This window comes from Anaerovorax odorimutans, from assembly GCF_024459955.1.
GTDB classification, from domain to species: Bacteria; Bacillota; Clostridia; order Peptostreptococcales; family Anaerovoracaceae; genus Hominibacterium; species Hominibacterium odorimutans_A.
In genome coordinates, this window is record NZ_JANFXK010000030.1 from 1 (window position 1) to 21,912 (window position 21,912).

At 48.5% G+C, this 21,912-nt stretch carries 22 protein-coding genes; 19 read left to right on the plus strand and 3 right to left on the minus strand.

Features of this window, described 5'->3' with window-relative positions; translation table 11 throughout:
* Positions 1-167 precede the first annotated feature (167 nt).
* From NE619_RS16905 to NE619_RS16950, 10 genes are all read left to right on the plus strand, one after another.
* Positions 168-782: a CYTH domain-containing protein gene (locus tag NE619_RS16905; RefSeq protein ID WP_256133649.1), complete on the plus strand. Its 615-nt coding sequence runs from the start codon at positions 168-170 to the stop codon at positions 780-782.
* Positions 783-936: 154 nt separating this feature from the next.
* The gene (gene tig, locus NE619_RS16910; protein WP_256133650.1) at positions 937-2,220 is read left to right on the plus strand and encodes a trigger factor; all 1,284 of its coding nucleotides are present in this window, start codon (positions 937-939) and stop codon (positions 2,218-2,220) included.
* 110 nt (positions 2,221-2,330) lie between these two features.
* Positions 2,331-2,912, plus strand: a complete 582-nt coding sequence (gene clpP, locus NE619_RS16915) for an ATP-dependent Clp endopeptidase proteolytic subunit ClpP (protein WP_256133651.1) — start codon at positions 2,331-2,333, stop codon at positions 2,910-2,912.
* 16 nt (positions 2,913-2,928) lie between these two features.
* A complete protein-coding gene (clpX, locus tag NE619_RS16920) occupies positions 2,929-4,203 on the plus strand; it encodes an ATP-dependent Clp protease ATP-binding subunit ClpX (RefSeq protein ID WP_256133652.1) in 1,275 nt (424 codons plus the stop codon).
* Between the two features lie 146 nt (positions 4,204-4,349).
* Positions 4,350-6,686 (plus strand): endopeptidase La, encoded by a 2,337-nt coding sequence (gene lon, locus NE619_RS16925; protein ID WP_256133675.1) that lies wholly within the window; start codon positions 4,350-4,352, stop codon positions 6,684-6,686.
* Positions 6,683-7,270: a ribosome biogenesis GTP-binding protein YihA/YsxC gene (yihA, locus tag NE619_RS16930; RefSeq protein WP_256133653.1), complete on the plus strand. Its 588-nt coding sequence runs from the start codon at positions 6,683-6,685 to the stop codon at positions 7,268-7,270. The genes lon and yihA overlap by 4 nt, the downstream gene beginning before the upstream one ends.
* On the plus strand, positions 7,271-7,633 hold the full coding sequence (locus NE619_RS16935) for a YkvA family protein (protein ID WP_256133655.1): 363 nt from the start codon (positions 7,271-7,273) through the stop codon (positions 7,631-7,633).
* A gap of 6 nt (positions 7,634-7,639) precedes the next feature.
* The gene (gene hpt, locus NE619_RS16940) at positions 7,640-8,167 is read left to right on the plus strand and encodes a hypoxanthine phosphoribosyltransferase (protein WP_256133657.1); all 528 of its coding nucleotides are present in this window, start codon (positions 7,640-7,642) and stop codon (positions 8,165-8,167) included.
* A 113-nt stretch (positions 8,168-8,280) separates the two neighbouring features.
* Positions 8,281-8,853 (plus strand): PduL/EutD family phosphate acyltransferase, encoded by a 573-nt coding sequence (locus NE619_RS16945; RefSeq protein ID WP_256133659.1) that lies wholly within the window; start codon positions 8,281-8,283, stop codon positions 8,851-8,853.
* 147 nt (positions 8,854-9,000) lie between these two features.
* Positions 9,001-10,383 (plus strand): radical SAM protein, encoded by a 1,383-nt coding sequence (locus tag NE619_RS16950; RefSeq protein ID WP_256133661.1) that lies wholly within the window; start codon positions 9,001-9,003, stop codon positions 10,381-10,383.
* Between the two features lie 81 nt (positions 10,384-10,464).
* On the opposite strand, the gene NE619_RS16955 is transcribed toward NE619_RS16950, so the two are convergent.
* Complete coding sequence (locus NE619_RS16955) at positions 10,465-10,956, minus strand: stage V sporulation T C-terminal domain-containing protein (protein ID WP_256133664.1); 492 nt, start codon at positions 10,954-10,956, stop codon at positions 10,465-10,467.
* A 202-nt stretch (positions 10,957-11,158) separates the two neighbouring features.
* Here NE619_RS16955 and cls point away from each other — a divergent pair, with 202 nt between their 5' ends.
* The 8 genes from cls to NE619_RS16995 all read left to right on the plus strand — a co-directional run bounded on the left by cls (position 11,159) and on the right by NE619_RS16995 (position 19,481).
* Complete coding sequence (gene cls / locus NE619_RS16960) at positions 11,159-12,709, plus strand: cardiolipin synthase (RefSeq protein ID WP_256133665.1); 1,551 nt, start codon at positions 11,159-11,161, stop codon at positions 12,707-12,709.
* An 84-nt stretch (positions 12,710-12,793) separates the two neighbouring features.
* A complete protein-coding gene (locus NE619_RS16965; RefSeq protein WP_256133666.1) occupies positions 12,794-14,080 on the plus strand; it encodes an amidohydrolase in 1,287 nt (428 codons plus the stop codon).
* A gap of 25 nt (positions 14,081-14,105) precedes the next feature.
* On the plus strand, positions 14,106-15,743 hold the full coding sequence (locus NE619_RS16970; protein WP_256133667.1) for a putative polysaccharide biosynthesis protein: 1,638 nt from the start codon (positions 14,106-14,108) through the stop codon (positions 15,741-15,743).
* Positions 15,744-15,943: 200 nt separating this feature from the next.
* On the plus strand, positions 15,944-16,222 hold the full coding sequence (locus tag NE619_RS16975) for an HU family DNA-binding protein (protein WP_148399178.1): 279 nt from the start codon (positions 15,944-15,946) through the stop codon (positions 16,220-16,222).
* A 54-nt stretch (positions 16,223-16,276) separates the two neighbouring features.
* Positions 16,277-16,519 (plus strand): RNA-binding S4 domain-containing protein, encoded by a 243-nt coding sequence (locus NE619_RS16980; protein WP_256133669.1) that lies wholly within the window; start codon positions 16,277-16,279, stop codon positions 16,517-16,519.
* 55 nt (positions 16,520-16,574) lie between these two features.
* The gene (locus NE619_RS16985) at positions 16,575-17,474 is read left to right on the plus strand and encodes an acyl-CoA dehydratase activase-related protein (protein ID WP_256133670.1); all 900 of its coding nucleotides are present in this window, start codon (positions 16,575-16,577) and stop codon (positions 17,472-17,474) included.
* Complete coding sequence (locus NE619_RS16990; protein ID WP_256133671.1) at positions 17,471-18,547, plus strand: 2-hydroxyglutaryl-CoA dehydratase; 1,077 nt, start codon at positions 17,471-17,473, stop codon at positions 18,545-18,547. The genes NE619_RS16985 and NE619_RS16990 overlap by 4 nt, the downstream gene beginning before the upstream one ends.
* Positions 18,480-19,481 carry an acyl-CoA dehydratase activase gene (locus NE619_RS16995; protein WP_305146668.1) on the plus strand — a complete coding sequence of 334 codons (1,002 nt, stop codon included), beginning with the start codon at positions 18,480-18,482 and terminating at the stop codon, positions 19,479-19,481. Before NE619_RS16990 ends, NE619_RS16995 begins: the two co-directional genes overlap by 68 nt.
* Before the next feature lie 68 nt (positions 19,482-19,549).
* Here the strand turns inward: NE619_RS16995 and NE619_RS17000 are convergent, their stop codons facing one another.
* Positions 19,550-19,933: a DUF4363 family protein gene (locus tag NE619_RS17000; protein WP_256133672.1), complete on the minus strand. Its 384-nt coding sequence runs from the start codon at positions 19,931-19,933 to the stop codon at positions 19,550-19,552.
* Positions 19,918-20,634: a DUF421 domain-containing protein gene (locus NE619_RS17005; RefSeq protein WP_256133673.1), complete on the minus strand. Its 717-nt coding sequence runs from the start codon at positions 20,632-20,634 to the stop codon at positions 19,918-19,920. The genes NE619_RS17000 and NE619_RS17005 overlap by 16 nt, the downstream gene beginning before the upstream one ends.
* Before the next feature lie 86 nt (positions 20,635-20,720).
* On the opposite strand from NE619_RS17005, the gene NE619_RS17010 reads away from it, so the two are divergent.
* On the plus strand, positions 20,721-21,881 hold the full coding sequence (locus NE619_RS17010; protein WP_256133674.1) for an MFS transporter: 1,161 nt from the start codon (positions 20,721-20,723) through the stop codon (positions 21,879-21,881).
* The last annotated feature ends 31 nt before the right edge of the window (positions 21,882-21,912 follow it).

Here is a 21,912-nt window from a genome sequence, read left to right on the forward strand (position 1 = left end):
TTGGGACATTTTCTCAAGTGAATCCTATAGTGACATTATCACAAGTTAACAACAGTGAGAACAAATTTCACTTGAATTTATACGCATAAGATGATATTATGCTATCCGTACTTGCTTTTCAGGTGATACAGCAGAATAGTTTAACAGTTGAAAAAAAGGGAATCTTTATGGAAATTGAGTTAAAGTATGCAATTAACAGCAAAGAAATCGCGCAGCAGATCTGGGATGATGAAGAACTGAAAGCGATCGAGGAGCCCCAGACCAGGGAAACCGTGTTCATGAAAGCGACCTATTTTGATACGGACGACTTTGATCTATGCAGAAACGATATGGCTTACCGCGTGCGCAGTGAAGGCGACCGACTGGTTGCTTCGCTCAAATGGGGAGGCAGGAACGAAGGTGCCCTCCACACGAGAGAAGAGATCAATATTCCGGTGACCAACATCCACCCCAACCCAGTTACCTTTGAAGAGAGCGATATTGGTAAGGATTTGATCCGCATCATAGACGGCAAACCGCTGCGTCCGATCATGGAGATGCAGATCGAACGGCGCAGGTTCCGACTGGATACGAAGGATACGATTATGGAGGTCTCCATAGATGGAGGCAAGATCGCAACGGAGACAGAGTCAACGCCGATCTGTGAAGTTGAGGTCGAATTGTTTTCCGGAGAACAGGAGCCCCTGCTGGAGGTCGGAGAGCTGTTAAAGGAAAAATACGGGGTCGTATCGGAGAAACGGAGTAAATTTTACAGAGGGTTAGTCCTTCTGGGACAGCGATAAAGAGCTGTTTTTACGATAAAAGAGCGAAAAAGGGACGGTTTGGGCTGGTTTTTGGCCGATAAACGGCTCCTTTTTTGATTTTCCTTTACTTTTTAAGGGAGAAGAGGTATAATAATATGCACTATGTGTTGATTATTTAGGAGGATATAAATTAATGAAGGCAACATTTATCTCAAAAGAAAAAAACGATGTTAAATTCTCGATAGAATTTACACCAGAAGAGTTCGAAAAAGCGCAGATCAAAGCTTACCAGGCTTCCAAGCATAAGTTTACAATCGACGGTTTCAGAAAGGGAAAAGCTCCCCGCAGCATCATTGAAAAGCATTACGGAGAAGGTATTTTCTTTGAAGACGCCGTAAATGATCTGTTTGCGGAAAACTACCCAAAAGCTATCGATGAACTGAAGCTGGATGTCATCGACCGTCCGGCCGCTGAGTTCGGACCGATGGAAAAGGGCCAGGGCTTTACCGTTAATCTCAATGTTTCCGTATATCCGGAAGTTGAAGTGAAGGATTACAAAGGCGTTGAGATCGAAAGAGTCAGCGATGAAGTGACGGCGGAAGACGTGGAAAAAGAGCTGGAAAACCTTCAGAAGAGAAATTCAAGAATGGTGCTGGTGGAAAGACCGGCCAAAGAAGGCGATACGGTGCTCATCGACTACGAAGGATGGGCGGACGGTACGCAGTTTGAAGGCGGTACCGCCGAACGTCAGCCTCTCAAGCTGGGCTCCGACACATTCATTCCTGGATTTGAAGAACAGCTGATCGGTGCGGAACCGGGCAGCGAAAAGGAAGTTAAGGTAACTTTCCCCGAACAGTATCATTCCGAAGATCTGGCGGGAAAAGAAGCCGTATTCAAGTGCAAAGTACATGAGATCAAGGAAGAAGAGCTGCCTGAGCTCAACGATGACTTTGCGAAAGATGTCAGCGAATGCGATACATTAGAGGAATTAAAGAAGGACACCGAGGAAAACCTAAAGAAGGCGGCGGCAGCAAAGGCAGAAAGCCAGATGAAGAACTCGGTTCTGGAAAAAGTCTATGAGGCCAATGACATCGACATCCCGCAGGTGATGGTAGAAGACGAGATCACAAACATGATGAACGAATTCGACCAGCAGCTTCGCGGACAGGGCATGAGTCTGGAACAGTATTTCGAATACCTGGGCAAAGACCCGCAGGAATTCAGAGGCGAACTGAAGGATGAAGCGTACAAGAAGGTGAAGACCAGAATGCTGGTGAGCGCCGTAGCGGACGCTGAGAATATTCAGGCTTCCGAAGAAGATCTGAACAAAGAGCTGGAGCTGATGGCAGTTCAGTACAAACTGGACGCAGATAAGATCAGAGAAATGCTGGGCGTTCAGAATCTGGGATTCATTGAAAAGGACATTCGAATCAGAAAAGCTGTTGACTTTATGTTCGATCAGGCTGTAATTAAATAAAATATGTTTGAAGCATAGAAAAACAGTGAATAATGATAATGAGAAGTGGAAAGTCTGCTCACAGACTTTTCATTCTCATTATGAAAAGAAGAAAGCGAGGATTTTACGCAATGGCATTAGTTCCTTATGTAATTGAACAGACGAGCAGAGGAGAGAGATCCTATGATATTTATTCCAGACTTTTAAAAGACAGGATTATTTTCATAGGTGAACAGATTGATGAACATTTGGCCAGCTTAGTCGTGGCACAACTATTATTCCTCGAGGCGGAAGATCCGGATAAAGACATCAGTATCTATATCAACAGCCCCGGCGGATCGGTTACGGCAGGCATGGCGATTTACGATACGATGCAGTATATCAAACCAGATGTTTCTACAATTTGTATCGGAATGGCAGCCAGTATGGGAGCGTTCCTGCTGTCATCAGGCCAGAAAGGCAAGCGATACGCACTTCCAAATGCGGAAATTATGATCCACCAGCCGCTGGGCGGGGTAAACGGTCAGGCGGAGGATATTAAGATACACGCTGAATGGATTCTGAAAACGAGAGAAAAACTCAATCGGATTCTCAGCCAGAATACGGGGCAGGACCTTTCCCGTATTGAAAAAGATACGGACAGGGATAACTTTATGAGCGCGGATGAGGCTTTGAATTACGGGCTGATCGATCATATAAGCAAGTCCAGATAACAGGGGGAAATAATTCATGACAAAATATGATGAAAACAGAGAATTAAAATGCTCCTTCTGCGGGAAACCGCAGAGCCAGGTGAAACGTCTCATCAGCGGCTCGGGAGTATATATCTGCAATGAATGTGTAGGCCTTTGCCAGGACATCATAGCGGACGAAGAGCGTGCCAGTGAAAAGCATGCGGTGGCAGGCGACAGCTATCGGCTACCCAAGCCTATGGAGATCTCAGAGATTCTGGGCGATTATGTAATCGGACAGGACGGAGCAAAAAAAGCGCTGGCCGTAGCCGTATACAACCATTATAAAAGAATCAACAATGTTAAAAACTCAGGGGATGACGTAGAGCTGCAGAAGAGCAACATCGTCATGATCGGGCCAACCGGCTCCGGCAAGACGCTGCTGGCGCAGACCTTAGCCAAAATCCTCAACGTACCTTTTGCCATCGCCGATGCTACGGCGCTGACAGAGGCCGGATACGTGGGCGAAGACGTAGAGAACATTCTGCTCAAGCTGATTCAGGCGGCAGATTACGATATAGAAAAAGCACAAAAGGGCATCATCTATGTGGATGAGATCGATAAGATCGCAAGAAAATCCGACAATCCTTCCATCACAAGAGATGTCAGCGGTGAAGGAGTACAACAGGCGCTGCTGAAGATCCTGGAAGGCACGGTTGCCAGTGTGCCGCCCCAGGGCGGAAGAAAGCACCCGCATCAGGAATTCCTGCAGTTTGATACCACCAATGTACTGTTCATCTGCGGCGGTGCCTTCGACGGACTGGACAAAGTAATCCAGCGGAGAATGGGAGAAAAGACCATCGGTTTCAACTCCAAAATCAAGGAAAGTCTGATCGAAGAATCGGAGATTCTCAAGCACATCCAGCCGGAAGACCTTTTGAAATACGGGCTGATCCCGGAATTTATCGGTCGTCTGCCGGTTATCGTGACTCTGGAAGAGCTGTCAAAGGACGCTCTGGTACAGATCATCACGGAGCCGAAGAACGCTTTGCTCAAGCAGTATAAAAAGCTGTTTGCCATGGATGACGTGGAACTGGAGATCGAAGAAGAAGCGATCGAACGCATCGCGGAAAAAGCCATTGAAAGAAAAACAGGTGCCCGCGGCCTTCGGGGAATTCTCGAAAATGTCATGACCGACATTATGTACGAGATTCCGTCGAGAGGGGACGTAGAGAAATGCATTATTACCAAAGAGACTATAGATGACGAAATCGAGCCAAAACTGCTGCTGATCGATCAAAGCAAAGCAAAGGCGCACGATGAGACTGCATAAAAAAGGGGCGGCTTGCTGATAAGTCGCCCTGCTTATCATATGAAAATATCGCCTTTACCTGATCCAACGCGATATTTTCATTACTATCAGGAGGACAGAATATGACAGAAGAAACCAATATAAGAGAAGAAATCGGCAAAGAAGAGATGAACATTGAAGATGAAAAAGTGCTGACATTGCCAATGATTCCTCTGCGGGGCCTGTCTGTTTTTCCGAACATGGTGCTCCATTTTGATATCGGAAGAGAAAAATCCATCAATGCTCTGGAAAAGGCCATGGTGATGAACCAATACATTTTCCTGGCCGCACAGAAGGATGAAAACACAGATCTTCCGACACCGGAAGATTTCTACCATGTGGGAACTATCGGAAAGATCAAACAGATGCTCAAACTGCCGGGAGATTCCATCAGGGTTCTGGTGGAAGGAATATGCAGAGGAAGAATCGACGAGGTTGTTTTTGAAGTACCGTATTTTAAATGCGTAGTGACGAAAATCGAAGACGAAGAGCAGGAAGAGATAACACCGAAGACAGAGGCGCTGATGCGTTCTGTTTTGAACGGATTTGACGAATATCTGGCTGTCAATCAAAAACTGGCTCCGGAGATCCTGCCCACCGTGGCCGGCATTGAAGAGCCGGGACGCTTTGCCGATCTGATCGGCTCCCACCTGGATATCAAGATTGAAGATAAACAGGCTTTGCTGGAAACCTTCGATGTTGATGAGAGACTGGAAAAGCTCAATGAACTTTTGGCCAGAGAAATTGAAATCCTCAATATTGAGCAGGATATCACCACAAAAGTAAAGTCCCAGATGAATAAAAACCAGCGGGAATACTATCTGCGGGAGCAGATGCGCGCCATTCAGGAAGAGCTGGGAATCAGCGAGGACCTGGAAGACGAAGTGGAGGACTGGCTGGAGCAGCTTGCCAAGCTAAAGCTGGACAAAAAGATAAATGAAAAAGTTGAAAAGGAAATCAAGCGTTTCGGTAAGATGCAGCCGGCCAGCGCGGAAGCGTCGGTGAGCAGAACCTATATCGAGACGATACTGGGTCTGCCGTGGCATAAGGAGAAGAAGGGAAACATTGATCTCTCCAAAGCTGAAAAGATCCTCAATGAAGACCATCACGGACTGGAAAAGGTCAAGGAAAGAGTTCTGGAATACCTGGCTGTCATTCAGCTTTCCAAGAGCCTCAAAGGCCCGATCCTGTGCCTTGTAGGCCCTCCGGGAGTCGGAAAAACTTCCATTGCCAAATCCGTTGCCAGAGCCATCAACCGGGATTTTGTAAGAATGTCCCTCGGCGGCGTGCGGGATGAGGCCGAGATCCGCGGACACAGAAGGACCTATATCGGGGCGATTCCCGGACGCATTATTACTTCCATCAAGGAAGCCGGCAGCAAAAACCCGGTGTTCCTGTTTGACGAGGTGGATAAGATCGGGGCGGACTTTAAAGGAGACCCGGCTTCGGCACTTTTGGAAGTCCTGGACCCGGAACAGAACAAAGACTTTACCGATCATTATCTGGAAGTGCCCTTTGACCTTTCCAAGGTAATGTTCATCACTACCGCCAATAGCATTGACACCATTCCAAGACCGCTGCTGGACAGAATGGAAGTCATCAACGTGGCAGGCTACACGGAAGAAGAAAAAGTCAAGATCGCACAGGACTATCTGATTCCCAAGAAAGTAAAAGAACACGGCTTAAAGGAAGAAAATATCAATTTTTCAGAGAAAGCGCTGAGAGATCTGATTAATTATTATACGAGAGAGTCCGGCGTACGTAACCTGGAACGGGAGATTGCCAACATCTGCCGTAAAGTGGCCAGGAAAATCGTCAGCGGGAAGAAAACCAATTTCCGCATTACAGAGAAAAATCTTGAAGGCTATCTCGGGAAGCGGCGTTTCCATTATGACATCATCACCGGTGAAGCGGAGATCGGCGTAACGACCGGTCTGGCATGGACCGTAGTTGGCGGAGACACTCTATTTATCGAGACGACAGTGGTTCCGGGCAGCGGCAAACTGGTGCTGACCGGGCAGCTGGGCGAAGTGATGCAGGAAAGCGCCAAAGCAGGTATCAGTTATATCCGTTCCATTGCCGACGATCTGGGAATTGACCATGATTTCTATAAGGAACAGGATCTGCACATTCATATTCCGGAGGGGGCGGTTCCCAAGGACGGCCCGTCGGCCGGTGTGACGATGTGCACAGCCATCATTTCCACGCTGACCGGTACTCCGGTGAGAAAAGATGTGGCCATGACCGGTGAGATTACGCTGCGGGGCAAGGTCCTACCGGTAGGCGGCATTCGTGAAAAAGTGCTGGCGGCTCACAGAGCGGGGATTAAAAAGGTTCTTCTGCCTGCGGAAAATGAGAGAGATATCGAGGATATTCCTAAGAACGTCCGCAGACAGATGGAATTCGTATTGATCCATTCCGTGGATGAAGCCCTCAAGCAGGCCCTTGTAAAGGACGAACAATGATTATTAAAAAAGCGGAATTAGAAGCAGTAACGGCCAGAAAAGACCAGTATCCGGAGGACAACCTCAAAGAGATCGCCTTTGCGGGGCGTTCCAATGTGGGCAAGTCCTCCCTGCTCAACCTGCTGACCGGGCGGAAAAAGCTGGCTAAGGTCAGCGGCAGTCCGGGCAAAACCAGGACGATCAACTTTTACCGGATCAATGATACCTTTCGCATCGTCGATCTGCCCGGCTACGGTTACGCGAAGGTTTCCAAGTCTCTTTCCGAGACCTGGGGGAGCATGATGGAAACCTATTTTGAAAACCGCCAGGGATTAATTAAAGTCGTGCAGCTGGTGGATATCCGGCATGCGCCTTCCAAGCAGGATGTACAGATGTATGATTTCCTGCGCCATTACGGGCTGGATGGCCTGGTGGTAGCGACGAAGGCGGATAAAGTATCCAGAAATGAAATGCAGAAATGTATTCGGCAGATCCGTACAGCCTTGAAGCTGTCTCAGGATGACAAGGTGATTCCGGTATCTTCGCTGAAAAAGATCGGGCATGAGGAGCTGCTCTCGGAAATGGAAGTTCTTTTGGAGGATTAAATGCAGTTTTTTGGGTTAAGAGTAATCATCAAAAGAATAAAGGCAATTCGTTTCATGATGAAGGATAAGTCTGTGCCCAAAAGGAAAAAGGCGCTGATTATAGCGGGTATCATTTATTTGTTCCTGCCTGTTGACCTGATTCCGCCGGTTCTTTTCCCCATAGCCTGGGTCGATGACCTGATTTTGTGGCTGTGGATTCTGTGGCATCTCAGAGAGGAACTGGACAAATACTGGCTGGGAGGCAAAGAGGTCGATCTTTCCAAAAAATATCGTGGAAAAACGGTCATAGATGATGTAGAATATGAAGTCAGGGACAAAGACAAAGATAAAGATAAGGATAAGAACAAGGACAAAAAGGAGTAAACAGTTATGGCAAGAGATGTGGTTGGTGAGATCATGATTACCCAGGAGCAGATCAATGAGAGAGCGCGTCAGATCGGAGCACAGATCACGGAGGATTATAAAGGTGAAGAAGTTGTTCTGATCGGAATTCTTCGGGGAGCGGTTCTCTGGATGGGCGACATCATGAAAAATGTGGACCTGGATATGATTATTGATTTTATGGCGGTCAGCAGCTATGGAGCTTCTACTAAGTCATCGGGCGTCGTAAAGATTATCAAGGACCTGGATTCGGACATCGAAGGAAAACATGTAATCATCGTTGAAGACATTGTGGATTCCGGTACGACGCTCAATTATTTGAAGCACTATCTGCAAAACCGAAACACCAAGAGCGTTCGTATCTGCACGCTGCTGAACAAACCGGAAGGCAGAAGAGTGGATATTGATGTGGATTACATAGGCTTTGAAGTAGAAGACAAATTCATCGTAGGCTACGGACTGGATTTCGACCAGAGATACCGCAACCTGCCATATATCAGCTTTTTAAAAGACTGAGGCCGTAATGAATTAATGAATGTGACTGAAAAGACCGGTGTGCCTTTCAGCATATGGTATTTACGGCAATGCATATAAATTGTTCAATATATAAAAAAGGAGATACATAAAAAATGGGTTACAAAGTTCAAATTGGTTTATCAAACAAGCACCTTCACCTGAAGGAAGAGGATATTGAGATCCTGTTCGGAAAAGGCCACAAACTGACTCCGACTAAGGATCTGGTACAGCCGGGACAGTTTGCCTGCGAGGAAAAGGTTGATATCGTAGGGCCGAAGGCTACGCTGAAGGGAATCCGCGTGCTGGGACCGGCAAGACCGGAGACTCAGGTAGAGCTGGCGGCTACCGATGCCAGAGCCATCGGAATCAAAGCGCCGGTAAGAGAATCCGGCAAGCTGGAAGGAACTCCGGGATGCAAACTGATCGGCCCTTGCGGCGAGATTGAGCTGGACCACGGCGTAATGATCGCACTGCGCCACCTGCACCTGAACCCGCAGCAGGCGGAAGAAGCAGGCCTGAAAGATAAAGACATCGTAAGCATCAAAATCGAAGGCGAAAGAGGTCTGGTATTTAACAACGTGCTGGTTCGCGCAGGCGAGAAACACGAAAAAGAGATTCATCTGGATACTGACGAAGGAAACGCAGCCGGATGCGGCCCCAACACAATTGCCGAAGTAATTAAATAGTTTGAAGAGAGAAAAACAGACAGCTTTCCCCAAAGCCTGTCTGTTTTTCTTTGCCCTGCTGTAGCGCTGCGCCGCATTCCTTGCAATTTACCATGGTAGAGTGGTATAATATAAAAGAAATATATAATGTTGGGGGGACATATAACAATGGCTGACTTATCACTGAAAGAAAAACTTCAGGCTGCGGGCCTGAAAACGGTCATATCCTACGTGGATAAAGACCCGGATCAAAACATACCAAAGATCGTAGACTGGCTGCTGAAATATGATATCGGCGGCGACAGCCTGACTCCTCAGGTCAAAGTTATCAAAAAGTACATCGATGACAAAGACAACAATTGGTATAAGCTGATCAAAAGCCTCTGGACGGATTGCGATGACGGCATCAGAAGAAAGATCTTCGAAAACTTCATCATCAATGCGGGGATGCTGGGGCCAAAGAAACAGCTAAAGGTAAAGACAAAATATAACTGCAACGTACCATGGGCGATTCTGCTGGATCCCACATCCGCCTGCAACCTGCACTGCGTAGGCTGCTGGGCCGCGGACTACGGGCACCAAATGAGCCTTTCCTTTGAAGAGCTGGACAGCATTGTGCGCCAGGGTAAGGAAATGGGTACATATATGTACATCTTCACAGGAGGAGAGCCTTTAGTGAGAAAAGACGATGTCATTCATCTTTGTGAAACTCACGATGACTGCGCTTTCCTGTCCTTTACCAATGCCACACTGATTGATGAAGCCTTTGCCGATGAAATGCTGCGGGTGAAAAACTTTATTCCGGCCATGAGTATCGAAGGCTTTGAAAAAGAGACGGATGAAAGAAGAGGAAAGGGAACCTATCAGGCCATCATGAAAGCGATGGATATTCTGAGAGCAAGAAAGCTTCCCTTCGGTATCTCTACCTGCTATACCAGCAGAAATGCCGAGGTCCTGGGAAGCGAAGAATTTTTCGACGCAATGATCGAAAAAGGCGCCAAATTCGCATGGTGCTTCACCTATATGCCGGTGGGAAACGATGCTCAGCCGGATCTTTTGGCAAGACCGGAGCAGAGAGCGTTCATGTATCGCCAGATTCGAAAATTCAGAACCACGAAGCCAATTTTCACCATGGATTTCTGGAACGACGGCGAATTCGTCGGCGGATGTATCGCAGGGGGAAGATCCTACCTGCATATCAACGCCAACGGCGATATCGAGCCTTGCGCGTTCATCCATTATTCGGACTGCAATATTAAAGATACGACTTTACTGGAAGCCTACCAGAGACCGCTGTTCATGCAATACCATGATAATCAGCCGTTCAATGACAACATGCTGCGGCCGTGTCCGCTTTTAGACAACAAGGGAAAGCTGGCCGAGATGGTAAAGAAGAGCGGCGCCCATTCCACGGATATGCAGAGCCCTGAGGATGTAGACAGCCTCTGTGCGAAATGCAACCAGGCCGCGGATAAATGGAAGCCGGTTGCCGATGAGCTTTGGGAAAACAATCCAAAGCATCAATACGCAGGGCCCAGAGTAAATAAATAAAAAATAAATAAAAAACACCACGTTCCGAAGCAGGCAAGACTGCTGCAGGAAGGTGGTGTTTTGCGTATAAGACAAGATACGTCAGTGCTCCATCTGTTTGGCCAGAAAAGAAGCGCCGATCTCCGCCGACTTGAGTTCCACATCACTGAGTGTGCGGTTCTGCTTCGGAAGAATCGTAATGGAGCCGATAGCGTCCCCATGGGCGAGGATCGGAACAACGATTTTAGCTTCATTATGGAAACTGGTTTTGCTCTGAATGATTTTATCCAGTTCAAAGTCCACTTTTTTATCCATATATTCGGCCTTGCTGCCTCCGGATACCGCCACGATCTGATCCGTATCGGAAACGATGACCGTACTGTCCAGAACAGCAGCAGCTGTTTCCGCGTATTCTCCGGCGAATTGCCCCAGCTCATTGATGGGAGAATATTTTTTCAGAATCACCTCCCCATTGCTGCTGGTATATATCTCCAGCGGATCGCCTTCGCGTATGCGCAGGATCCTTCTTATTTCTTTGGGAATCACCACCCTTCCCAGGTCGTCGATTCTTCTTACAATTCCTGTTGCTTTCATAGCTTATAATCCTTTCTTCGTAGATGATCTTTTCTTTTCAAAGATAGTCTTTGCCAAAACAAATGAAATATACTGCCTGTATAAGAAAAATAAGCCTAAAATCTTTGACATTTATTAGCGGAGATAGTAACATTCTATAAGATGCATAATTGCGGCTTGCATTTAGCCGCAGCAATAAAAATGTTCAAGCTTGGAGATCAATATGCGAAAGATTAAAGGTTTATGGAAGTTATTGTTTGGACGGACCACGCTGCTGGTTCTGCTGGTGCTTTTCCAGATCGCAGTTCTGATCGGAGGTTTTGCGCTTTTAGATAAATACATATTTATCTTTAACTACATTCTGGGATTCGTTTCTCTGGTAATTCTGCTCTATATTCTCAATGCCAGACAGAATGCCAGTTTTAAGCTGACCTGGATTATGCTGATCCTTTTCGCACCCTTCTTTGGCGTGATCTTTTACCTTTTTACAAGAGTGCAGCCGGGCACCCTCTTTATTGCCCGCCGTATTGAAAGCACCCTCGAAGCGCAGAGGCCATATCTGGCGCAAAGCCCGGAGCTGCTGCGGCGCCTTGAGACCGAGTCGCCGGAAACGGCAGGCCTGGCCCGGTATATCCATGACAGCGGCAATTATCCGGCCTATGAAAACACACAGGTTAAATATTTTCCTTTGGGTGAGGACAAATTCCGCGAAATGGTCAAACAGCTGAAACAGGCAAAAGAATTTATCTTTATGGAATATTTCATTGTGGACAAGGGTTTTATGTGGGATACGGTCCTGGAAATTCTGGCGGAGAAGGTTAAGGAAGGGGTGGAGGTTCGCTTCATGTACGACGGCACCTGCTCTCTTTCGCTGCTGCCGCCCAAATATCCGGAGAAAATGCGGGAACTGGGAATCCAGTGCAAAGTTTTTGCGCCCATCAGGCCCTTCCTCTCAACCCACCAGAACAATCGGGATCACAGAAAGGTTCTGGTCATCGACGGGCGCACGGCCTTCACCGGAGGCGTCAACCTGGCTGATGAATATATCAACGAAATTCAGCGTTTCGGCCACTGGAAAGATACGGCCGTCATGGTGCGCGGCGATGCGGTGCGGAGCTTTACCCTCATGTTCCTTCAGATGTGGGATATCGGTGAGGTCAATACGCCTACTCCGGCTGAAAACTATATGCGTTATGATTTCACACCGGAGCCGGATCTTCCCTGCGAGGGCTATGTAATTCCATACGGCGACAGCCCTTACGATACGGAATACGTGGGAGAGCGGGTCTACATGGACATCCTCTATAACGCAAAAAAATATGTACACATCATGACGCCTTATCTGATCTTGGATGAAGAAATGATTACCGCCCTGACTTATGCGGTCAAAAGAGGGGTGGAAGTCATCATCATGATGCCCCATATTCCTGACAAGATCTACGCTTATCTCCTGGCAAGGACCTACTACGGACAGCTGATTGACGAAGGCGTACAGATTTATGAATATACGCCGGGTTTTGTCCATGCGAAAGTCTTTACCAGCGATGACGAAAAAGCCGTGGTGGGGACCATTAACCTGGATTTCCGCAGTCTCTATCTGCATTTTGAGGATGCGGTCTATATCTATAAAAACGCAGCGGTGGCCGATGCCGAGGCGGATTTTCAGGAAACTCTGAAAAAGTGCCAGAAAATAACCAGGCAGGACTGCCGCGAGTATAATTCCCTGAAAAAGATCCTGGGCAGGGTTCTGCGCCTTGTAGCTCCGTTGATGTAGAGATCGCAGGGTTGGTATTGGCGCCCATTTGTGATATAATAGTTCCCGCTATTGGAAAAAACTTCGTAAGGAGGAGGCAAGCGTATGCTGTTTAACAATATAACCATCATTGATGAAAACTTTCAGGCAGCTGAAAATATGTATGTTGGAATAGATGGACAGACGATTACTTATATTAGTAAGGAGGCCCCGAAAAAAGCCTTTGGGCGGGTCTATGACGGAAAAGGAAAGCTTTTGATGAGCGGGTTTGTCAATACCCACGCTCATTCGCCCATGACGCTGATGCGCGGCTACGGTGAAAACCTGGCGCTGCAGGACTGGCTGAACAAAAAAATCTTTCCCTTTGAAGCAAAGCTGACAGGCGAGGCGGTCTACTGGGCCACAATGCTGGCTATGGCGGAATCGATTCGCTTTGGAATCGTATCCACTACCGATATGTATTACTTTTCGGAAGCCATGGTGAAGGCCATTGAAGAAAGCGGTGCCAAGAACAATATTTCCCGGTCCATCACCTGTTTTGACGATTCGGATCTGTTTGATCTGGACGGCGCAAAGGAAATGAAAGCGCTCTATGAAAATCACCATAACGGAGCGGACGGCAGAATCAAAGTGGATATGAGTATCCATGCCGAATATACTTCGACGCCGAAAGTGGTGCGGCAGATGGCTGAGTACACAAGCTCCATCGGCGCCAACATGCACGTACATCTCTCGGAGACGCAAACGGAGCATGAAGAATGCAAGCAGAGGCACGGTATGACACCGGCTGCCTATTTCAACAAGCTGGGGCTCTTTGATACGCCTGCTACGGCGGCCCACTGCGTCTGGATTGAAGGCGAGGATTTTGATATCCTCAAGGAAAAAGGCGTAACCGTAGCTTCCAATCCGGTCAGCAATATGAAGCTGGCCAGTGGCGTGTGCAATGTACCAAAGCTGCTCGACAAGGGGATCAGAGTTTCTCTGGGCACGGACAGTGTCGCCAGCAACAACAGCCTGAACTTTATAGAGGAAATGAAATATCTGGCTACGGCAGCCAAGGAGCGCCTTAAGGACCCAACGGCGGTGACTCCGGCGCAGGCGCTGCAGGCAGCCACCAGAGCAGGGGCGCTGTCTCAGGGGAGAGACGACTGCGGCCTGCTTAAAACGGGATACAGGGCCGACCTGATCGTTTTGGACATCAGCGGACCTCACATGCACCCGATCCATGATCTGTGCAACAATGTGGTCTATTCCGCATCAGGAAGCGATGTAATCATGACTATGGCGGATGGAAAAATCCTTTATGAAAACGGAAGATATTTCACGATTGATCTGGAAAAAACAATTTATGAAGCGGGCAGAGCCACAAAGAAAATTTTGCAGGCTCTGTAGGGGTAATTAGGATATAGGAGGAATTATGGCTAAGAAATCCTTTGTACAGGGAGCAGCAGTGCTGGCCGTGGCCGGCCTGATGGTAAAAGTATTGGGGGCGATCTTCAGGATACCCCTGGGGAATATGATCGGGGCAGTTGGCATGGCCAACTATAACCCGGCGTACTATGTATACAACTTTTTTCTGATATTAGCGACGGCCGGTATACCGGTGGCAATCTCCAGAATGGTGTCGGAGCGGGTCAGCTTCGGCCAGTTTGGAGAAGCGCACAGGGTCTTTAAAGTTTCCAGACTTCTGATGCTGGCCATCGGAGCGGGCTCTTTTGTCGTTGTTTTCTTCGGCGCCGACTTCTTTGCCCGAGCGGTTAATGTGCCCGGTGCCTCTCTGGCCATGCGGGCCATTTCGCCGGCGCTTCTCTTTGTGCCGATTATGGCCTCCTACAGAGGATACTTCCAGGGCATGCAGGATATGAAACCGACCGCCATTTCCCAGGTAATCGAACAGGTATTCCGCGTAGCGGTGGGACTGAGCCTGGCGTACTTTTTCTTCCACAGCGCCAAAGAGCTGGGAGCCGCCAGCAGGTTTCAGCCCGAGGAAACCGGTGCGGCGGGTGCGACCCTCGGCGCGGCGGCAGGCGCCATCGGCGGTCTTTTGGTTATGCTGATCGTTTATTCCCTGAGCAAAGGAAAACTGAAGCGCAGGATCAGCACCCAGCGTAAAATGCGCAGAAGAGAGCCGAGTTCGTCCATTCTGAAAAAGGTCGCTATAATCGCTGTTCCGATCACCATCGGAGCCGCCATTATGCCGATCGTCAATCTGGTCGATGTGACGATTGTAGTTACCCGGCTGCAGGATTCAGGATGGGATGCCACTACTGCTAAGGGAATGTACGGCCAGCTGAGCGCTTTCGCAGGATCGCTGATCAACTTCCCTCAGGTGCTGACCCAGGCTGTGGCCATGAGTCTGGTGCCGCTGGTAGCGGCTGCCTTCAAACAAAAGGATACCCGCTATCTGCAGGAAAATGTTGCGACAGGCCTGAGAATGGCAGTTATACTGGGATTGCCGTGCGCCCTTGGACTCTTTGCTCTGGCAGAACCGATCCTGGTTCTTCTTTACCCGACGCAGCAGGCCAGCGCCATCAGCGCGGCGCCTTGCCTGATGGTCATGTCCATCGGCGTTGTATTCCTCTCTACCGTGCAGACTCTGACAGGTGTGCTGCAGGGTGTGGGAAAACAGATGATTCCGGTCCGCAACCTGGCTATCGGCGTAGTGGTTAAAATCATTATAACCTGGACTTTAACCGGAATTCCTTCCATCAATATTCTGGGCGCGGCCGCAGGAACCGTTACCGCTTATCTGATTGCCTCTGTTCTGAACATCATGGCGGTACGCAAATATACGGGAACCAGATTTGATTTTATGACTACGGCAGTAAAACCGTTTATTTCATCCGCAGTCATGGCTCTCTGCGCGTGGGGCAGCTATAAGATCCTCTTTGTCGTACTGTCGGGCAGCAGGCTGTCCACCGTGATCGCGATTCTCTTTGCGGTTGTCGTTTACGTAGTCATGATTTTTGTTACGAAAACCATTACCAAAGAGGAAGTGGCAAGAATGCCTAAAGGAGATAAACTGGTGCGCGTTTTGGATAAATTCATCAAGTAGCGCGGCAATCGTGTAGGAATGCCCTTTTTTTAGTCAAACTGGTGCAAAACTGTTGACAAAACCATTGAAAAATGGGACAATAGACGACAGAGAGAGTGGAGGAACTTACTAGAGATTATTTTTTTGAAAAAAGCTTTTAGCAAGCAGAGTGGGACAAACCGCTTGATCAATACTAATTTATTTTTAAGGAGGAATTATTGATGAATAAGGCTGAATTGGTAGCTGCAGTAGCAGAAAAGACAGGGTTTACAAAGAAAGACGCGGAAGTTGCAGTGAACGCATTCGTTTCCAGCGTTGAAGAAGCTCTGGTAAAAGGGGAAAAGGTCCAGTTGATCGGATTCGGTACTTTCGAAACTCGCCAGAGAAAAGCCAGACAAGGCAGAAACCCTAGAAAACCAGGTGAAGTCATTAAGATTGCCGCATCAAAGGCTCCTGTGTTCAAGGCAGGCAAAGCACTCAAGGATGCTGTAAACAAATAAGGAAATAGAATGAAAGGGCAACGCTAGTTGCCCTGTTTTTTTTAGAGGTGAAGAATGAGGATTGATAAATTTCTTAAAAATTCAAGACTGATCAAACGCCGGACCGTAGCAAAGGAGGCGTGCGAGCAGGAACGTATTCTGGTGAACGGTAAGGCCGCAAAGCCGGGAACGGAAATAAAAGAGGGAGACGTGATCCGCATCCAGTTCGGCAACAGCAGTGTGACTGCGAGGGTGACGAAGATTTTGGACTCCTGCAGAAAAGAAGATGCGCCTACCATGTACGAGATCATAGAATAAAATGGAAACCTTCTGTCAACAATAACCTTGAGAATGTTTGACGGGAGGTTTTTTTATGCGTGTCGGAGTGCCAAAAGCGTACTTTTATTATGCTTACAAGCCCTTTGTGGAGTCCTTTTGCCAGGGGCTGGGAATTCAGGTGGAATTCAGCGGGGACACCGATCAGGAGATTTTGGAACGGGGAAACCGGGTCTGTGTGGACGAAGCCTGTCTGCCGGTGAAGGTGATGTGCGGCCACGTGAAAAAGCTGGCGGACAGCTGCGACGCAGTGGCTCTGCCCCGTATCATGCGTACGGAGTTCGGGGAGTCCATATGTCCCAAGGTTGCCGGAGCAGCCGATCTCGCAGCGGCTTCGGAAATGGATAAAAAGCTGATTTTTACAGAACCTCTTTATCTGGACGATCGAAAAAAGCTTGAAAAAGCCCTTTGGAAACAATGCAAAAAACTGGGTATACGGCGGCTGGATTTCAAAGTGAATTTTCTCAATGCGCTTTTGTCCCAGGAAATGGCGGAGAGAGGACTGGATGAGGAAGGATACCGGTATAAAGTTTTTCTGGCTGGCCATTGCTACAACATATATGATCCCTTTGTCAATATGGACCTGATCGAAAAGCTGCACCGAATGGATATCGGCGTGGTGACGGAGGAACGGGTAACGCGGCAGGAAAAGGACAGCGGCCTGGCATATGCGGATCTGATGAAAAAGCCGTACTGGTCTTTTTTTGTGAACAACTTTGGCAGTATGCGGGCCCTGCGGAAAAAGGGTATTGACGGAGTCCTCTATCTTTCTTCCTTTTCCTGCGGCACAGACTCTTTTACTGTGGAAATGCTGAAGAAAAATTTAAACGGTATGCCGTTTTTCGTGCTGAAGCTGGATGAGCAGCGAGGTGAAGCAGGGTTTGACACGAGGCTGGAAGCCTTTGCGGAGCTCCTGAAAGGGAGGTCGCGGCAATGAAGATGACGTTTCCTCATTTAGGTCCCGCCTATCTGGCGGCGGCCCTTGCTCTGAAAGAGCTGGGTATACCGGTTGTCGTTCCGCCGGCCAATACGGGAAAAACTTTGGAAAAGGGCAAGTCCGTTTCACCTGAAGAAATGTGCCTGCCTTTTAAATTTATGGCGGGAAATCTCATAGAGGCTTACGATATGGGAGCGCAGTGCGTTATCATGCCGGCGACAATGGGACCGTGCAGGCTGGGAGAATACGGGGAGCTGTTGAAACAGGTTCTGGATCAGGCGGGGTATGCCATGGAATGGATTCTGCTGGATACGCCCAAAGCCATCGGCATCAAAGAATGGCTCAGACGCCTTGGAACCGCAGGCCGGGAAAGCAATGCCACTGTACTGAAGGCTGCCCGCGTATTGACGGGGAGTGTTCAGCTGATGCTGTCGCTGGACCGGCTGGAGGCAAAGATAAAAGAGCAGGCGGGATATGCCCGGCACCCCGGAGACTGCGTAAAGATGCTCCGATCTCTGCGAAAAGAGCTGGAAGCTTCGGAGAATCTGCGTGCCGCGGGCCGCACGATGGCAAAATACAGGCGGGCTGTCAAAATGCTTCCCGTCAACTCCCGGCGAAGACCTGTAAAGATCCTGGTAACAGGAGAAATTTACACCTCCATTGAAGCCTCCGCCAACCAGAATCTTGAAGAACAACTGATGCTGATGGGCTGTTCAGTGAAAAGGCCGGTCAATATCAGTTGGTGGATGGCACATACGATCCGTCCGTCACTTCCGGTCCCGGGCAGACAGAGGAAGCGCGTCTACCTTCCCTATAGTATCGGAGGGTACGCAAAGGAAACGGTAAAAGAAATCCGCGATTCTGAGGAGGACGGTATTATAAAGATCATGCCGGCCGGCTGCATGCCGGAAATCGTGGCAAAGGCTGTCAGCAATTTAATTCAGGAAAAAGAAGGGAAAAAAATTCTTCACCTGGTATTCGACGAAATGCAGGCGGCTGCGGGATATGAAACTAGAATTGAAGCGTTCGTGGACATGCTGGAAAGGAGAAGACGTGTATTTCTTGGGAATTGATGTGGGATCAATCAGCACGGATCTGGTGGTGATCGATGAGGGTTGCGGAATAAAGGAGCAGCTGTACCTGAAAACGAAAGGGCGGCCTTTGGATGCCATAGCCCGGGGACTTCGAGAACTGGGAGAAACCTTTGATTCGAAAGAGATCGCCAAGGCGGGAGTTACCGGAAGCGGACGCAGCCTGGCGGGAGCCTTTGTAGGAGCCGATGTGGTCAAAAATGAAATTACAACCCATGCGGCGGCAGCAGCCAAAATAGATCCTCAGGTCCGTACGGTTATTGAGATCGGAGGGCAGGATTCCAAGCTTATTTTGCTGGAAGAAGGCCTGGTATCCGACTTTGCGATGAATACGGTTTGTGCTGCGGGTACCGGCTCCTTTCTGGACCGCCAGGCGGAACGAATGGGAATCCCCATTGAAAAGTTTGGCGAGGCCGCTTTACGGGGAAAAAATCCTGCTCCCATTGCCGGACGCTGTGCGGTCTTTGCGGAGTCGGACATTATTCACCAGCAGCAGATGGGCGTATCGGAAGAAAATCTGCTGGCCGGCGTCTGCAGAGCGCTGGTAAACAGCTATCTGTCCAATGTGGCGCAGGGAAAGAAGCTGCTGCCCAAGATCTGCTTTCAGGGAGGCGTGGCGGCGAATCAAGGCCTCAAAGCGGCTTTTGAGGAAGCTCTTGAGACAGAGATCTTTGTGCCAAGGGAGCATAAGATCATGGGTGCGTACGGAGCGGCGCTGCTGGCCCTGGAACGAAAGGATGCGGAAGGAACTGCATTCAAAGGCTTTGACAGAGGAAGGCTGGATGTGGAAATTCGGGAAACTCCCTGCTTTGACTGTCCTAATCAATGTAAGGTTGTCCGTCTGCTTCATGAGGGACATGCGATCGGGGCCTTTCAGGACCGATGCGGTAAATATCAAAGAGATACGGCAATGTAAAGCAAAGGAGCCGGTCCACGGGTGTTATTCTCCCGGTGGACCGGCTCTATTTAAATTGGAAATTTGATTTAGAATATATTTCCCGGCGAAAGCGATTCATTGTAATGGAGGAAGGTCATCTGTTCTTTCAGACAGGCCAGCTCCCCTGTGGAGTTTGAATCATCCTTTGCCTTAATATAATATTTTGCTCTGGCGATGGAATAGTCTGTCTCATTGATCGCATCCGTATCGAGAAAAAATGCCGCGGATTTTTTGTATTTGTGCCAGCTGTCGGAGACTGCCGCGAAATCGTCGTAGGCTTTGTCCCAATCACTGGCTTCCACCTCAGGAATGATCGCCGTTTCAATCTGGTCGATATAGCTTTGCAGTCTGGTATCGGAATAATTGTCAAAGATACACCAGGCTCCGATTAAAAGCCCCAGACAGATAACGGAAACTATGAAGTTGCGCATGGTGTCACCTCCGTTGCCTTTCTCTTGTCCGGACTGGAAACGTAGACGTGAAGCTTTTTGGATTCATCGCAGAAAGCGAAAAATACGTCTGTATACTCCTTTAGGTTCAGGCCTTTGAGCTGCTTTTTCAGCGTAGTTTCGTTCCAGCCCAGTGAAAGCAGGTTCTCTCGGTACAAAACTCCGTCCGCGATCAGAATCAGAGGCATGGTTTGCTTCTCCTTAGGCAGCGACATATCGCTGGGGGTCAGCGGTTTTTTATCTGCTTTGGGAATAATGGAAAGTTCGCCGTTTGACTCCATGACCGCATATTCCACATCGGAAAGGGACGGCGCGTTGCCGATCCGCAGCTGTTCCATCAGATCATTGATCGATATACGCAGGTTTTTCAGCTCCTTTTCATTGATCTCGCCTTTTTCGATCAAAATGCTGGGTTTTCCGTTAAGAAAATTTTTCGCCTTCTCGCTTTTTATGGAGATGAGCGAGATTAAAACCTGCAGGAAAAGCAATGTGAAAATCGCGATAGCCCCATTAATAAGCGAGGCTGTAGACGATTCGATGGGAATGGCTGCCAGTTCCGCAATCATAAAGATAACGACTAATTGAAACGGGGACATTTTGGACAGTTCTGATTTGCCCATGACTCTTATGGTAAAAAGCACGATCAGATACAGTATGACCGTACGAACTAATATGATTACCAAAATAATTCACCTCCGTAAAACGTATATAAGGATATTGTGCGCAGAAGCGGTCTCTGATATACTCCCAGTTAGTGGAGATGATAAAAATGAAAAGAAATTACGCGAACTTTTCTTTGCTGTATACGTTTTCCTATATGGCACTGGGAGTTCTGATGCCTTTGATCGGTCAGTATCTGGCTTTTATCGGGTTTTCAGGAACGCAGATCGGGACTGTAACCGCTGCCGGCACCTGCACAGCCATCTTTGCGGGAACGATCTGGGGCAGAGTCTATGACCGGCGCAGTAATAAATATTTGCTGATTATGGTTTTGTGCATAATCGCTGCCATAATTGGAATAATACTCTTAGGAATAAAATGGTATCCGCTGTTTTTACTCCTGTACGGATGCATGTATTTCTTTCAGGCTCCGGTCATGCCTCTTTCCGACTCACTGACGCTGGAAGAAAAGCTGCCCTTCAGCCGCATCCGAAAATGGGGCGCCGTCGGATTTGCTCTGGGCGTTTTCGGTTCAGGAAGACTGGCTGCCGCTGCCGGGCTGGAAGTTATATTTTGGCTGTACAGCGGAAGCTTTTTCCTGGCAGCACTGTTTCTGCTGCTCATGTCAGGACGTGGACGCGCATCCCGGCCGGCCAATGAAAAAAAGAAAAAGGGCAGCTATTTAAAACTGCTGCAGGATAAACGGCTGATGCAGCTGATTCTCTGTACGTTTTTTGTGGGCGGTACAAATGTAGCAAACAATACATACTTTAGTTTCCTATATATAGAGGGCGGGGGGACTATCGCCGGCGTAGGCACAGTTATGCTCCTTATGGTGGGCAGTGAAGCGCCTTTCATGCAATGGTCCGCCAGGCTGGCTGACCGATTTTCCTTAGAAAAGACAATCCTGGGAGCAATTGCTGTTTCAGTAATTCGTTTTTTCATCTACAGTCTGGAGCCTTCCTATATTGTGCTGGCGGTTCTGTTTTTTATGCAGGGCGCGGTCAACGGCATCATTCTTGTGGAATTCGTAAGGTATGTGAACCAATTGGCTCCGCCGGGGCATGAAGGAATGGCGGTGGCCGTTTATTACGCTCTGGGCAGCAACGGCAGCGCGATTGTCTGTCAGCTGATCGGGGGAGCGGTACTGGATCGCTTTGGGCCCGGAGGCGTGTATTTCTTCTTTGCCCTGTTCAATCTGACGGGTATGATCCTGTATCTGTTTTTCGGGTTACAAAAAAGTGAGAAAAAGATAAAAGAAAGCGGTTGACAGAGGAGGAGAAGTTTGGTAATATAGACAA

Excerpts from the sequence above, each read along its gene's own strand:
- NE619_RS16905 (WP_256133649.1), top strand. The coding sequence starts at position 168 with ATGGAAATTGAGTTAAAGTATGCAATTAACAGCAAAGAAATCGCGCAG.
- tig (WP_256133650.1), top strand. The coding sequence starts at position 937 with ATGAAGGCAACATTTATCTCAAAAGAAAAAAACGATGTTAAATTCTCG.
- clpP (WP_256133651.1), top strand. The coding sequence starts at position 2,331 with ATGGCATTAGTTCCTTATGTAATTGAACAGACGAGCAGAGGAGAGAGA.
- clpX (WP_256133652.1), top strand. The coding sequence starts at position 2,929 with ATGACAAAATATGATGAAAACAGAGAATTAAAATGCTCCTTCTGCGGG.
- lon (WP_256133675.1), top strand. The coding sequence starts at position 4,350 with ATGAACATTGAAGATGAAAAAGTGCTGACATTGCCAATGATTCCTCTG.
- yihA (WP_256133653.1), top strand. The coding sequence starts at position 6,683 with ATGATTATTAAAAAAGCGGAATTAGAAGCAGTAACGGCCAGAAAAGAC.
- NE619_RS16935 (WP_256133655.1), top strand. The coding sequence starts at position 7,271 with ATGCAGTTTTTTGGGTTAAGAGTAATCATCAAAAGAATAAAGGCAATT.
- hpt (WP_256133657.1), top strand. The coding sequence starts at position 7,640 with ATGGCAAGAGATGTGGTTGGTGAGATCATGATTACCCAGGAGCAGATC.
- NE619_RS16945 (WP_256133659.1), top strand. The coding sequence starts at position 8,281 with ATGGGTTACAAAGTTCAAATTGGTTTATCAAACAAGCACCTTCACCTG.
- NE619_RS16950 (WP_256133661.1), top strand. The coding sequence starts at position 9,001 with ATGGCTGACTTATCACTGAAAGAAAAACTTCAGGCTGCGGGCCTGAAA.
- NE619_RS16955 (WP_256133664.1), bottom strand. The coding sequence starts at position 10,956 with ATGAAAGCAACAGGAATTGTAAGAAGAATCGACGACCTGGGAAGGGTG.
- cls (WP_256133665.1), top strand. The coding sequence starts at position 11,159 with ATGCGAAAGATTAAAGGTTTATGGAAGTTATTGTTTGGACGGACCACG.
- NE619_RS16965 (WP_256133666.1), top strand. The coding sequence starts at position 12,794 with ATGCTGTTTAACAATATAACCATCATTGATGAAAACTTTCAGGCAGCT.
- NE619_RS16970 (WP_256133667.1), top strand. The coding sequence starts at position 14,106 with ATGGCTAAGAAATCCTTTGTACAGGGAGCAGCAGTGCTGGCCGTGGCC.
- NE619_RS16975 (WP_148399178.1), top strand. The coding sequence starts at position 15,944 with ATGAATAAGGCTGAATTGGTAGCTGCAGTAGCAGAAAAGACAGGGTTT.
- NE619_RS16980 (WP_256133669.1), top strand. The coding sequence starts at position 16,277 with ATGAGGATTGATAAATTTCTTAAAAATTCAAGACTGATCAAACGCCGG.
- NE619_RS16985 (WP_256133670.1), top strand. The coding sequence starts at position 16,575 with ATGCGTGTCGGAGTGCCAAAAGCGTACTTTTATTATGCTTACAAGCCC.
- NE619_RS16990 (WP_256133671.1), top strand. The coding sequence starts at position 17,471 with ATGAAGATGACGTTTCCTCATTTAGGTCCCGCCTATCTGGCGGCGGCC.
- NE619_RS16995 (WP_305146668.1), top strand. The coding sequence starts at position 18,480 with ATGAAACTAGAATTGAAGCGTTCGTGGACATGCTGGAAAGGAGAAGAC.
- NE619_RS17000 (WP_256133672.1), bottom strand. The coding sequence starts at position 19,933 with ATGCGCAACTTCATAGTTTCCGTTATCTGTCTGGGGCTTTTAATCGGA.
- NE619_RS17010 (WP_256133674.1), top strand. The coding sequence starts at position 20,721 with ATGAAAAGAAATTACGCGAACTTTTCTTTGCTGTATACGTTTTCCTAT.